This window comes from Exiguobacterium sp. s131 (assembly GCF_018617345.1).
Classification (GTDB): Bacteria; Bacillota; Bacilli; order Exiguobacteriales; family Exiguobacteriaceae; genus Exiguobacterium; species Exiguobacterium profundum.
The window spans coordinates 1,770,857-1,783,997 of sequence record NZ_JACSJX010000001.1 but is presented as its reverse complement, the minus strand read 5'-3'; the positions used below and the strand labels follow the sequence as shown (position 1 = coordinate 1,783,997).

Genomic DNA, 13,141 nt, shown 5'->3' with positions numbered 1-13,141 from the left:
GGAATGGAGCAAGTAGTGGAGCCTGTACATACAGAAAAAGAAGTTAAAAACGGCAGAGCCATCGTCGTGACATCAGGAAAAGGGGGCGTCGGCAAGACAACGACGACCGCGAACATCGGGACGGGGCTCGCCTTGTCTGGACACTCGGTCTGTCTCGTCGATACAGATATCGGATTGCGTAACCTCGATATCATTCTCGGTCTCGACAACCGGAGCATTTATAACCTTGTCGATGTCATCACGGGTCAATGTAAGTTGAATCAGGCGCTCGTCCGCGATAAACGCTTCGAGGAGATGTATTTACTCCCGGCCGCACAGTCGAAGGACAAGACGTCAGTGAATCCTGAACAAGTGAAAGAAATCGTTGACCAGTTGAAGACGGAATATGATTTCGTCTTGATTGACTGTCCTGCTGGAATCGAGCAAGGGTTCATGAACGCGATTGCCGGTGCGGATGAGGCGATCGTCGTCACGACACCTGAAAAGGCGGCGGTTCAAGATGCAGACCGAATCATCGGGATGCTCGAGCAAGCGGAACATATCGATGCGCCGAAACTGATAGTCAACCGAGTCAAGAACCATCTCGTCGAATCGGGCGACATGCTCGACATCGATGACATCATGCGCATCCTGTCGATTGACTTACTCGGTGTCGTCATCGACGATGAGGAAGTCATCGCAGCCGCGAACCGCGGTGTCCCGGTCACGATGAATCCGGATAACTATGCCGGACAGGCGTACCGGAACATCACGCGCCGTATTCTTGGCGAATCGGTCCCGCTCATGTCGATTCAGACGGAGACGGCACCGGTCGGCTTCTGGGCACGACTCATGATGAAATTTGGAATGAAAAAAGCGTAAAGGCAACGGAAGTTGCCTTTTTCTGTCGAAAGGAGTGATGCAGATGAAGCTAATCTACGAACGAACACCTTCCATCGAACGGGCGATGCTCGTGGACGGCGAACGATTACTCGAAGTCGAGGAACGGTTTGTCGACCAACTGTCTGTCGGGACCATCGTCGAAGCCGCAATTGAAAGGATCCACCCGTCACTCGGGGCAGCCTTTTTGACGGATGGGGAGACGACATACTTTCTCCCGATCGCAGAGACGCTCCGTGCGCTCGCCTCGTATCCGGAAGTGCCCGCCATCGGGCAAGCGGCAGTCGTCGGAGAAAAGCGACTCGTCCAAGTGACGAAAGAAGGAATCAATGGCAAGCATCATAAAGTGACAGAGAACATTCGGTTCGGTGGGCGATATCTTGTGTATTTCCCATTTGGACGTCGGCAACTGTTCAGCCGGAAACTCGACCTCGTCACGCAGGACCGCCTTTCAAAGGCGCTCGACTTAATGGAAGAGGAAGGGGTCTTATTTCGGACGGAAGCCGGACAAGTGGCGCCGGAAGCGTTACAGGAAGAACTGAATCGATTGCGTAACCGTTCAATCGTGGTGATCGAGCAACGGTTCGGGCAAGACGAGCTACTATGCGAACAATTCGTGAGACGTCATGCAGTCGAGACCGTGCTGTTGAATGACAAAGAAGGGCAAACGCGACTCGAACGATTGGATGTCCCCGTGAAACGTCATATCGGAAAAGGGCGGATGCCTGAAGCGAAACGTCTCGATGGAGCCATCGAGAAACTGGAGAGTCGTGCCGTCTGGTTGGATGGTGGGGCGTTCGTCTTGATCGAACAAGTCGAGACGATGACCGTCATCGACGTGAACAGTGGCAAAAATGTCGCCGTCAAAGATAAGGGGCGTGCGGCCGATACCATCAATGAAGCCGCGCTCTATTCAATCATGGAGCAGTTGCGCCTGCGAAACATCGGCGGCATGATCGTCATCGATTTCTTACGAGGTTCAAAAGAAGGACAGACCCGTCTCCTTAAAAAGATGAAAGAACTCGGGGCGCGTGACCCACGACGTGTCGAAGTGTACGGTTTCACACGGATGGGGCTGTTCGAGCTGTCGCGAGAACGGACCGGTCGCTCGATTCAAGACCGGATGTTTCATGCCGGCAAGCCTTCAAAATTGGCCATCTTATCACAGTTTGAACGGTCGCTCCTTGATTTGAATGATCAATACGAAGCGGTCGTACTCGCACTCCCTAAGAAGTGGCATGACGCTTCTTGGTACGGATTTGACATCGAGGTGCACCTCGTCGAAGGGGAGCCGGAGTTCGTCTTTTATGGGACGTCCGAAGAATGTCAGAATTTCTTATCTCGTCGTTGACAATGATTAATTGAGAATGGTATTATCTATAACGTTAGTTCGTTTGGAAGCACCCAAATGGCTACAACCGCACAGAACGGGTTTTTAAAGGTTTTTGCCCTGCCCAGGATGGCGAGTCTGAGTTTAACAAGGAGGTGCACGTATATGTACGCAATCATCAAAACAGGTGGTAAGCAAATCAAAGTTGAAGCAGGTCAAGAGATCTACATCGAAAAACTCGATGCTGATGTCGAAGGTACTGTAGAATTCGGTGAGGTTCTTTTCGTTGGTGGTGACGATGTTAAAGTCGGCGCTCCACTCGTAGAAGGCGCTAAAGTTGTCGGTACTGTGGTAAAACACGGCCGCGCTAAGAAAATCACTGTCTTCAAAATGAAAGCTAAGAAAAACTACCGTCGTAAGCAAGGTCACCGTCAGCCTTACACGAAAGTTCGCATCGAGAAAATCGAAGCGTAAGCTATGATTCGGGTCAAGGTAAGACGAGACGAGGCGAATTCGATTCGCTCCGTCGAAGTGACTGGTCATGCCAATTTTGCAGAACCTGGTTCTGACTTGGTGTGCGCCGGTGTTTCAGCCATCATCTTTGGTGCCTATAACGCCGTCGAAACGCTTGCGGGTCAATCGCTTCTTGTAGAAATGGCAGATCAAACAGAGGGTGGTTACTTTTATGTCGAGACGTATCCTGACTTATCACCGCAGGATATGGAACGCACCCAACTGTTATTAGAAGGGATGCTCGTGCAGTTAGACACGATCGCCCAAAGCTACGGTGAATATATCCAAATTGAACAATAGGAGGTGGACCTCATGTTACAATTGAACCTTCAGTTCTTCGCTTCGAAAAAGGGAGTTGGTTCGACTAAAAACGGTCGTGACTCAATTTCGAAACGTCTCGGTGCAAAACGCGCTGACGGACAAACAGTTTCAGCTGGATCAATCCTTTACCGCCAACGCGGTACAAAGATTCACCCAGGTGAAAACGTTGGCCGTGGTGGCGACGACACTTTGTTTGCGAAAGTTGACGGCGTAGTACGCTATGAGCGTCTTGGTCGCGACAAGAAACAAGTGAGCGTTTACCCAGTCGCGTAAGTTGAACGACGCAGAAGACTCTAGCCACTTATTTGGTTAGAGTCTTTTTTTCTAGGAGAGGATCAAATGGATTCAGAACAGACACTCGAGCTCTTATCGACCGTCCGTCACGAATGGATGAATCGGCTTCAATTGATCTCGCTCTATGTGGCTCTCGATCCGACTAAGCTCGAGGAACTTTACGAACGCTATCGGAAACAGGCCGACGAAGAGAGTGCGCTCGTTCGTTTGAACGTGCCACAGACGAGCCTAGTCGTGATTCAAGCGAATTGGGAGGGACGGATGACGTATACGATTTCAACCGACCAACTCGCCATCGATGACGCGCGAGTGGCAGAGATGCTTGTCCGCTTGTTAGACAACACGGATGGGCCGATTCATGTGACGTTCACGGACGGACTGATGGTTCGCGTCACGGGCGCTGTCCCGGACGATGTGAAGGCATCAGCCGATGTGTACGAACAGAACGTAGATACCACTACGTTTCACATAAAGGAGGGGAAATAAATGTTTGTCGATCAGGTTAATATTTTTGTAAAAGCTGGAGACGGCGGAAAAGGGATGGTCGCTTTCCGTCGCGAGAAATACGTTCCAGACGGTGGTCCTGCAGGTGGTGACGGTGGTCACGGTGGGGACGTCATCTTTGAAGTAGAGGAAGGATTGCGGACGCTCGTTGATTTCCGCTATTCGAAGAAGTTTATCGCCCATGATGGCGAAAAAGGGATGTCAAAAGGGATGCACGGACGTAAAGCGAAACCGCTCATCGTCAAAGTCCCACCCGGCACGATCGTGTTCGATGCCGAAACGGATACCGTCATCGCGGACTTGACCGAGCACGGCCAACAAGCGACGATTGCCAAAGGCGGTCGTGGTGGTCGCGGGAACTGTCGTTTTGCGACGCCTGCCAACCCGGCTCCGGAAATCGCGGAGAACGGGGAACCAGGTCAAGAACGTGAGTTGCGTCTCGAGTTGAAACTCCTCGCAGACGTCGGTCTCGTCGGATTCCCGTCTGTCGGGAAGTCAACGCTTCTCTCTGTCGTCTCGTCGGCACGCCCGAAAATCGGTGCGTACCACTTCACGACGATCACACCGAACCTCGGTGTCGTCAAGACAGCGGACGACCGTAGTTTCGTCATGGCCGACCTTCCAGGTCTCATCGAAGGGGCGAGCCAAGGCGTCGGTCTCGGTCACCAGTTCCTTCGCCATATCGAACGGACAAAAGTTATCGTTCACATGATCGATATGAGTGGTATGGAAGGACGCGATCCGTTTGAAGACTACACGACGATCAACCGTGAGCTCGAGTCGTACAACTTACGTCTCCTTGAGCGTCCACAAGTCGTCGTGGCGAACAAAATGGATATGCCGGACGCAGCGGAACATCTTGAAGAGTTTAAGAAGAAGGTAGGAGACGATGTCAAAGTCTTCCCGATCTCAGCACTCGCTCAAGACGGTCTTCGCAACTTGTTGATCGAAGTGGCTAACTTTGTCGATACGACACCAGAATTCCCACTCGATGAGCTCGAAGAGAAGACAGCGACGCCTCGTGTCGTGTATCGTTATGAGAAGGAAGAGAAAGGCTATCAAATCCACATCGATGAATACGATCGCTTCGTGATCACGGGCCCTCGTATCGAGAAGCTCTTCAAGATGACGAACTTTGATCATGATGAGTCGATCAAACGATTTGCTCGTCAAATGCGTCAAATGGGCGTCGATGACGATCTTCGTAAGTTGGGTGCCGAGGACGGTAGTGTCGTGGCAATCCTCGACTTCGAATTCGAGTTTGTGGAATAAAAAAATTACTTGTTAAGAAGAAACGGAGTGTGAAGCTAACGTGGACCCTGTGCCCTCGTCAAGTTTAATTCTATATGTAGTTCTCGTCATGTTGTCAGCGTTTTTCTCATCAGCAGAAACGGCGCTCTCGAGTGTGAACCGGGTCCGGATGATTCGGATGGCAGAGGATGGCGACAATGCCGCAAAACGTGTCCTCAGTCTCGTCGACCGTTTTGATGATACCCTCTCGACGATTCTCGTCGGGAACAACATCGTCAACATCGGTGCCGCGACCGTCTCGACCGCCATCGCCACGAGCATCTTCTCAGGCGGGACAGGTCTCGTCATCTCGACGTTTGCGACAACAGTCATCATTTTGATCTTCGGTGAGATTTTGCCGAAGTCGCTCGCCAAAGAGTTTGCGGAGAATTACTCGCTTCTGATTAGTGGAATCCTTGTATTCCTCGTCAAAGTCCTCAAACCGGTGACGATGATTTTTGGCGGTTTGAAAAAATTAGTGCTCCGTCTGTTCGGGATGAGTACGAAAGAACCGTCAGTGACGGAAGAAGAGTTGAAAGTGCTCGTGGATATGGGAGAAGAGGAAGGTGTACTCGGAGAGACGGAAGCTGAGCTCGTCCATAGCGCCTTTGCCTTCAACGATATTACGGTCGACGATGTGCTGACGCCACGAATTGATATTCTGGCCGTCGACATCGACGATTCGCTCGATGAAATCAAGGACACGATTTTCAGTGGTGGACATTCGCGTTTGCCGGTCTACAAAGACTCGATTGACAACGTCATCGGTGTCTTGTCGGAACGTGACTTCTTGCGTTCGATGATGAAGGATGAAGTGACGGATGTCCGTTCGCTCATCCGCCCGCTCACGTACGTGTCACCGCAGACGAAATTGATTGAACTACTTCCGATTCTCCAGCAGAAACAATCTCACATGGCTATCGTCCTCGATGAATTCGGGGGCACGGCGGGTCTCATCACGTTAGAAGACATGCTTGAAGAACTCGTCGGCGACATCTGGGATGAGCACGACGAATCCGTCGTCTATCTCAGACGTCTCCGTGAAGGAGTCTATGAGTGTATGGCTGACATGAACGTTGATGAATTCGCGGAAGAGATGGGGATTGCAGAACCAGACGTCGATTCCAACACGATGGGCGGTTGGTTCGTTGAATTGCTCGGCGACATCCCGGAGAAAGGTGCACAAGTCACGTATCAAGACATGACGTTCACCGTTCTCCATGTGGAGAAACGCCGTGTCCGGAAACTGTTAGTGGAGACTGGACAATCTCAGCAAGAAGACATGCAAGAAGCATAAACAAAAGGGATGATTCGCTATATGCGAGTCATCCCTTTTTGCGTCATACGGATTGGCGCTCAATTCGCTCAATCAATTCATATGGTCGGACTTTATAAATGGCGTAAGGCATGTATGTCGGGTCGATCGCATCGAGGAAGCGCATTTGGAAGTGCTCCCGTTTGATGTAGTCACCGACGTTACTTGCGTCGACTTTATAGAAGCCAACTTCCTGTGTCTCGCCAGCCTGCGGTCTGAGGTCACCGGATACATATTTCGCGCGGAACGTGACACAGAGAACGCGGGACGACACGTTTTGATAGATCCCCGTGATGCCTTCCACCTCGATTTTAACGCCCGTTTCCTCGTCCACTTCACGATGGATGGCATCAACGAGTGACTCATGTTCTTCCACCTGTCCGCCAGGCATCTCGAACGAGTCGTTCCGATGCATGTTTTTGACGAGGAGAACTTCACCTGCCTCATTCGTGATATACGCTGTCACACAGACAATCGCACGCGGCGGCGTATAGTGACCGGTCGGCATCATGAACTCTTCGCTTGACTTGATATACAGCTCTTTTCCGAGGCGAGCCCGTTGTTTCATGGCGTCTCGTCGCAACGTACTGCCACGATAATCCCGTTCGACTTGCTCATAGTGTTCACGGTCCCGGTATTCCCATAGTGCCATGACCTCGGACTTGTCTTCGGTCACCCAGCGTCCGACGAGGCGGGCGCCATGCGACGCCTGGATCGGGTAAATGTATGTATGGAAAAAGTCGGTGAATTCTTGCAGGCGTTCAGGTCGAATCGTATACGTTTTACGGCGATGGAACATGATGATTCCTCCTTTTTCGTTGTGCGGTGTCCTATATGTGTGACCGCGATTCGCTTACATGGTTCTTATTCGACAGATATTAGCGTTTCCCTTTCCAACAAAAAAGAATCCGCTCCAGTTAAGCGGATTCTTTCACACGTTTTGGTTGCTGACGAACATGTCGAACGACGAGGATAATCCCGACAGCAAGAGCCAAGAAGGGGATGACATCGTCCATGAAGTGGCCGATCATGCGCCAGTTGCTACCAAGCATCATCCCGACATGGATGAAGATGAATGACCAGACGGCGAAAATCAAGGTCGTCACCGACAAAAACTTACGGAACGATAGACGCATCACCCCGGCGCTCACGGCGAATAATTGACGCCAAAACAGGCTGAGACAGACGATCCATGCACCGTATTTCTCAAACCAGCGCTCGGCCCGGAGTTGCTTGTCTTGCCGAATTCGAAAATACCGATACAGTTTGAGCGCGACGGGACGCCCACCATATCGACCGATCCAGTACAGACCGATTTGGCTGAGCGTGAAGGAGACCCACGCCAGTAGGAACGTCAGGAAGAAGGGTGCGTCATGCGAGTCGACGAGGAAGCCTCCGTATGCGAGAACGAGTTCGTTCGGGATGAATTGAACCAAGATACCGATGGGAATGCTGAAGACCCCACAGATGGCGAGTAGATGCTCGAGGACGTTCAAGACGTAGCCCTCCTTTCAAATGATTTCAGGAAAGATGTTCCATCCATCAGTATAACGGACATGACTGAAAAGAAAAAGAAGAGATGTCACATATTCGTGACGTCTCTTCAATCTAATTCGTATACGAGAATCCCGAGGCGGTCCAATTCTTTCACCGCAGCATCGATTGCCTCTTTATGGTCTGATTCGAGCGTATGGATATGGAAGCCACCCGTCAACTTGGAGAGCGGGGAAGCCCCATGCGTCTTCACTCGTTCGAGGAAGGCGCGGACGTCGCGGCGACTCTTCACCATGAGTTGTCCCGTGATAGACCCGTATACAGGATGGTCGATGATGACGTCTTTTATGGTGACCCCTTCATCGACGATGGCGTTCATCTCCGTCTCCATCTGTTCTGCTGTATGACGACAGGCTACCTTTTTCGAATAGGTGGAGGGGGTGAGGTCTCCATGCAAGTAGACATACCCACGAGCGGTCGCGACGATTTGATGGCCTTTCGCTTTTAGCAACGATAGGTCTTGGACGATGACCTGACGACTGACGGATACATGTCTTGCCAGTTCAGATCCTGTGATTGGCTCATTGCTCGATTCAATCAATTGTAATAGTGTGCGACGGCGTTCTTCACCGGCTAAACGTTTGTTCATGATGTTCGACTCCCCTTGCTAAAATGACGATGGCATCGGCGAGGGCCGATGTGTCTTCGGCGGTCGTTTGCGCGCCGAAGGAAATGCGGACGAGTCCATGACAGGCGCTCGTCTCATATCCGAGTGCTTCGAGCATGCGATTTGGTCCATTTTGACCTGCTCGACATGCCGACCCAGCCGATACTTGGAACCCGAGATCGTCGAGCTCGGTCATCCACCATTGTCCGTCGCGTTGATGGGAGACGAAGGAGAAAATGGCGGGACTTTGTTCATCAAACTCGAGCCAATGGACATGCGCTGACGTCTTCTCTTTCAAGATAGCACGAAACGCCATGAAATTTCTCTGAAAACGTGTCAATTGTTCCTGACGTTCTCCGAGTGCTTTTGCAAAGGCACTGATTCCAGGAACGTCAATCGTTCCGGGACGAATCCCGTATTGATGATGCCCCGGATAGTATGGGGGAGGAATCAGACGTTCCATGTAGAGGGCACCGACTCCTTTCGGTCCACCTACTTTGTGAGCACTGAACGAATAGGCATCGATGCCTTCGACAGAAATCGGGATTTTCCCGAGAGCCTGGACCCCGTCCACATGGAAGAGGATTTTCTTATATTTCAAGAGGCATTGGATGTGGTGGAGCGGTAACACCCAGCCTGTGTCGGAATTGACATGCTGGAGCGTGACGAGCCCGATGTCACGGTCGAGTAGGTGTGTGAATGCATCTAAATCAAACTTCCCATCCTTCAGTTTCAACCGATGAACGATTATTCCTTCCCGTTCCCACTCTTCAAGTAAGAGGGCGACCGAATCATGTTCATGCCAAGACGTGATCACCTCTTTGCCCTTCATCCGTTTACGTAAACTTGTCAGTGCGATGTAATTGCTCTCCGATCCACTTCCGGTGAATAATAATTTTCCTCGTAACATATCAAGACCGAGCGCCTGTTTGATCAAGCGTCTTGCTTCTGTCAAATAATCTTCTGCCATATAACCTTGGGTATGGAGTGATGATGGGTTTCCATAAACGTTTTTGGCCATCGCCACGTAATGGTCTAATGCTGCATGCGTCATCGGGTGTGTAGCGGCGTAGTCGAAGTAGCGGTTCATCATGGACTCCCCTTTTCTCATGTTGTCTTCTACACAAAATTATGCGAAACTAGTTTACAAGTCAACATTACATATGAAAAACAGGTGATTTACAAGTGTCTTTATACATAGAGAAAACTGACATTTTGATTATCGGAACGGGACTTGCCGCCGTCGCAACGGCTTTGCATCTATCAAAATCATTCTCCATTCTTCTCGTCTCAAAAGGTGAGATGACAGACAGTAACTCCGATTTGGCACAAGGCGGGATTGCGAGCGCGTATCTTGAGAAATCGAGTACGGCCCATAAAGAAGACACGATGCTCGCTTCTAAAAACACATCGTTCGCTGAGCGCGTCGACATTCTCGTAGAAGAAGGGCGTCAAGCGATTGAAGAAATGGAACGATTCGGTGTCCAGTTCGATCATGAAGAGGGCGGCTATGCCCTCGGACGAGAAGGCGCACACCGATTGAATCGGATCTTTCATGTCGGTGGCGACGAGACGGGACGTCATGTCATGAGGCAATTGCGTCAGTCGATGCCTGATAACGTGAACGTATTGGAACGGGTGCTCGTGCACGATCTCATTACGAAAGACGGGAAAGTCGTCGGCGCGATGGCGTTTCGTGATGAAGTGCCCATTCGAATTGAAGCCGGCGCTGTCGTATTGGCGACAGGTGGCATCGGTGGGCTGATCGATTGGACTTCAAACGCGCGTACCGTGACCGGTGATGGTCTCGTTCTGGCAAATCGATGTGGGGCCAAGCTGACACATTTACAGCGGATCCAATTTCACCCCACCTTACTGGCGACCGAAACGCCTCACCTCGTGACCGAAGCGCTCCGGGGAGCCGGAGCGACGCTCGTTGATGACGAAGGGAATCACGTGATGGCGCATCATCCGCTCGGGAGTCTCGCGCCTCGAGATGACGTGGCACGGGTACTGACAGAACGGATGGGAACGGTCTATCTCGATACGACAAACGTGACACGGCTTCGTGAACGGTTTCCAAAACTTGCTTTGACATGTGACAAACTTAGGATTGATCCTCGCCGCATTCCGGTACGTCCAGGTCTCCATTTTCATATGGGTGGAATCGAAGTGGATGATATGGGACGGACAGGCGTTGACGGATTATATGCCGTCGGTGAAGTGGCGGATGCGGGTATACATGGGACGAATCGTTTAGCCTCGAACTCACTTTTGGAATGTTGGGTGTTTGGAAAACGAGTCGCGCGGGCGGTGCGTTTGAATAGGACGGCTATGGTGACGAAGGAGACGCTGGTGTACGACATCTCACCTTTGGCGTTTCAAGCGTTCCGTGCTCAAATTGGAAGATGGTTGACGATTTCACCAAGTCTTGATGAATTGAAAGGTTTCTTACAAAATACCCAAACGTTGACCATGACGAAACACGTGACAAGACAATTAAGTGAACAAACTTTACAACTCGATGCGGCGCGTCTTCTCGCGCAAAGCATCCTCGAAATGGAGCGGTATGATGAACACGATATACCTACGCGAACAGCTACGTCAGTTCTTGATTGAAGATATCGGTTATGGGGACTTATCGAGTGCGCTGATTGATGCACAGGACGAGTCGATCGCAACGATTGTTGCCAAAGAACAGGGCATTTTCTGTGGGAAGCCAATCGTAGAAGAGCTGGCAACTATGCAGCGGCTTGAATTGGTCTTTTGCCAAGAAGACGGGAGAGCGGTTGTCCCTGGAGACGAGCTCGTCGTCTTGAGAGGAAAGACACGCGCAATTTTAGAGACGGAGCGTGTGCTGTTGAATGTCATCCAACATACGAGTGGGATTGCGACGATGACACGACAGTGCGTGGACGCGTTACACGATGACTCGATTCACGTGACCGATACACGGAAGACGACTCCGGGACTTCGGATGATTGAGAAGTACGCCGTACGTGTCGGTGGGGGATACAATCACCGTTTAAGACTCGATGACGCCGTCATGATCAAAGACAATCATATCGTCGCACTGGGTGGTGTAACGAACGCGATTCAAGTCGCGCGTGAGCGTGTCGGTCATACGACCCCGATTGAAGTCGAAATCGAGTCGTTCGAACATCTGATGGAGGCGGTTCAAGCCGATCCGGACATCGTGATGCTTGATAATCGGACGCCAGATGAATTGAGGGAATGGGTCCGTCATATACCGACACACATCAAAATTGAAGTGTCTGGTGGGATCACACTCGACACGATTGACGATTATCGAGGCATTCGCATCGATGTCATCTCGCTCGGTCAATTGACTCATTCGGTCCGCGCGTTCGATTGCAGTTTGAATTTACAAGGAGGAATGAAAGATGCAACTACTCGGAACACTCCCACCGACGTACGCTAACCTGTCAGTGGAGGAGATGGAGACTCGGATTCAGGCGGTCAAAGACCGACTCGGGACTCGTCTCTTTTTACCGGCCCATCATTATCAAAAAGACGAGGTCGTTCAATTCGCGGACGCGACAGGGGATTCGCTCCAGCTCGCACGACTCGCAGAACAGATGAGCGAAGCCGAATTCATCGTCTTTTGTGGTGTCCACTTCATGGCAGAGACGGCAGACATGTTGACACGGGACGACCAGATTGTCGTCTTACCTGATATGCGTGCCGGCTGTTCGATGGCAGACATGGCCGATATCGATCAGACGGAGATTGCTTGGGAAGAACTGACGGAACGATTTGGAGAGGACATCATCCCGATTACATACGTCAATTCAACAGCGGCCATCAAAGCGTTCGTTGGTCGTCACGGTGGGGCGACCGTCACATCGTCGAACGCCCATGAAATCGTCCGGTGGGCGCTTGAGGCAGGTGAAAGCATCTTGTTCCTTCCCGATCAGCATCTCGGGCGGAACACGGCGTTCGACCTCGGCATTCCGCTCGAGGCGATGGCTGTTTGGGATCCGCTCCGTGAAGAATTGGTCTCAGAAGGCGAAGACGATCAAGTGAAAGTCATCCTATGGAAGGGACACTGTTCTGTCCATGAGAAGTTCACGGTATCGCAAATTCAGGCGTTCCGTGACCGTGAGCCGGATCGTCGCATCATCGTCCATCCGGAGTGTACGTTTGACGTCGTCCAATTGGCAGACGAGGCGGGATCGACGTCATATATCATCGACAAGATTGATGCGAGTGCACCTGGGACGAAGTGGGCGGTCGGAACGGAGATGAACCTCGTCAACCGGTTGGCGGCAACGTACCCACATCTTGATATCGTCTCGTTGAACCCATTCATGTGTCCGTGCCTCACTATGAATCGAATCGACTTGCCACATCTTCTCTGGGCGCTCGAGTCACTCGAGACGGACCCTGTGAACGTCATTCGCGTCGATCATGAGACGACAGAGTGGTCGAAACGCGCACTTGAACGAATGCTTGCACGGTAATCGCTTCAGGACAGGTAAACGCCTGTCCTTTTTTCGTGTCGCCCATTATG

Annotated in this window: 15 protein-coding genes and 1 other annotated feature; of the genes, 11 read left to right on the top strand and 4 right to left on the bottom strand. The window is 51.3% G+C overall.

The genetic code is table 11. The features are described from left to right. Positions 1-3 precede the first annotated feature (3 nt). From minD to KNO69_RS09210, 8 genes are all read left to right on the top strand, one after another. Positions 4-861, top strand: a complete 858-nt coding sequence (minD, locus tag KNO69_RS09245) for a septum site-determining protein MinD (protein WP_015881151.1) — start codon at positions 4-6, stop codon at positions 859-861. Positions 862-904: 43 nt separating this feature from the next. After that, positions 905-2,230 (top strand): ribonuclease E/G, encoded by a 1,326-nt coding sequence (locus KNO69_RS09240; RefSeq protein WP_214817467.1) that lies wholly within the window; start codon positions 905-907, stop codon positions 2,228-2,230. A gap of 55 nt (positions 2,231-2,285) precedes the next feature. Then, positions 2,286-2,359 (top strand) — a sequence feature (ribosomal protein L21 leader region). 15 nt (positions 2,360-2,374) lie between these two features. Next, a complete protein-coding gene (gene rplU / locus KNO69_RS09235; protein WP_015881153.1) occupies positions 2,375-2,683 on the top strand; it encodes a 50S ribosomal protein L21 in 309 nt (102 codons plus the stop codon). Between the two features lie 3 nt (positions 2,684-2,686). Continuing rightward, positions 2,687-3,022, top strand: coding sequence for a ribosomal-processing cysteine protease Prp (locus KNO69_RS09230; RefSeq protein ID WP_078146561.1), 336 nt, complete (start codon positions 2,687-2,689; stop codon positions 3,020-3,022). Positions 3,023-3,034: 12 nt separating this feature from the next. Further along, positions 3,035-3,316, top strand: coding sequence for a 50S ribosomal protein L27 (gene rpmA, locus KNO69_RS09225; RefSeq protein WP_015881155.1), 282 nt, complete (start codon positions 3,035-3,037; stop codon positions 3,314-3,316). Between the two features lie 66 nt (positions 3,317-3,382). After that, positions 3,383-3,823, top strand: coding sequence for a Spo0B domain-containing protein (locus tag KNO69_RS09220; RefSeq protein WP_074037487.1), 441 nt, complete (start codon positions 3,383-3,385; stop codon positions 3,821-3,823). After that, positions 3,824-5,113 (top strand): GTPase ObgE, encoded by a 1,290-nt coding sequence (obgE, locus tag KNO69_RS09215; RefSeq protein WP_015881157.1) that lies wholly within the window; start codon positions 3,824-3,826, stop codon positions 5,111-5,113. A gap of 40 nt (positions 5,114-5,153) precedes the next feature. Next, the gene (locus KNO69_RS09210; RefSeq protein ID WP_214817463.1) at positions 5,154-6,428 is read left to right on the top strand and encodes a hemolysin family protein; all 1,275 of its coding nucleotides are present in this window, start codon (positions 5,154-5,156) and stop codon (positions 6,426-6,428) included. A gap of 43 nt (positions 6,429-6,471) precedes the next feature. Here KNO69_RS09210 and KNO69_RS09205 read toward each other — a convergent pair whose 3' ends face one another. The 4 genes from KNO69_RS09205 to KNO69_RS09190 all read right to left on the bottom strand — a co-directional run bounded on the left by KNO69_RS09205 (position 6,472) and on the right by KNO69_RS09190 (position 9,697). Next, positions 6,472-7,245, bottom strand: a complete 774-nt coding sequence (locus KNO69_RS09205; protein WP_047795498.1) for an NUDIX domain-containing protein — start codon at positions 7,243-7,245, stop codon at positions 6,472-6,474. A 118-nt stretch (positions 7,246-7,363) separates the two neighbouring features. Then, the gene (locus tag KNO69_RS09200) at positions 7,364-7,942 is read right to left on the bottom strand and encodes a DedA family protein (RefSeq protein ID WP_078146565.1); all 579 of its coding nucleotides are present in this window, start codon (positions 7,940-7,942) and stop codon (positions 7,364-7,366) included. A 107-nt stretch (positions 7,943-8,049) separates the two neighbouring features. After that, positions 8,050-8,589: a transcription repressor NadR gene (locus tag KNO69_RS09195; RefSeq protein WP_214817459.1), complete on the bottom strand. Its 540-nt coding sequence runs from the start codon at positions 8,587-8,589 to the stop codon at positions 8,050-8,052. Next, positions 8,567-9,697 (bottom strand): cysteine desulfurase family protein, encoded by a 1,131-nt coding sequence (locus KNO69_RS09190; protein ID WP_078146566.1) that lies wholly within the window; start codon positions 9,695-9,697, stop codon positions 8,567-8,569. The genes KNO69_RS09195 and KNO69_RS09190 overlap by 23 nt, the downstream gene beginning before the upstream one ends. 95 nt (positions 9,698-9,792) lie before the next feature. On the opposite strand from KNO69_RS09190, the gene KNO69_RS09185 reads away from it, so the two are divergent. Genes KNO69_RS09185 through nadA form a run of 3 tightly spaced genes read left to right on the top strand, consistent with a single transcriptional unit; the run spans position 9,793 to position 13,091 of the window. Beyond that, positions 9,793-11,226 (top strand): L-aspartate oxidase, encoded by a 1,434-nt coding sequence (locus KNO69_RS09185; protein ID WP_214817457.1) that lies wholly within the window; start codon positions 9,793-9,795, stop codon positions 11,224-11,226. Next, positions 11,180-12,049, top strand: a complete 870-nt coding sequence (nadC, locus tag KNO69_RS09180) for a carboxylating nicotinate-nucleotide diphosphorylase (RefSeq protein WP_214817455.1) — start codon at positions 11,180-11,182, stop codon at positions 12,047-12,049. The genes KNO69_RS09185 and nadC overlap by 47 nt, the downstream gene beginning before the upstream one ends. Further along, positions 12,012-13,091 (top strand): quinolinate synthase NadA, encoded by a 1,080-nt coding sequence (gene nadA / locus KNO69_RS09175; protein WP_214817453.1) that lies wholly within the window; start codon positions 12,012-12,014, stop codon positions 13,089-13,091. The genes nadC and nadA overlap by 38 nt, the downstream gene beginning before the upstream one ends. The last annotated feature ends 50 nt before the right edge of the window (positions 13,092-13,141 follow it).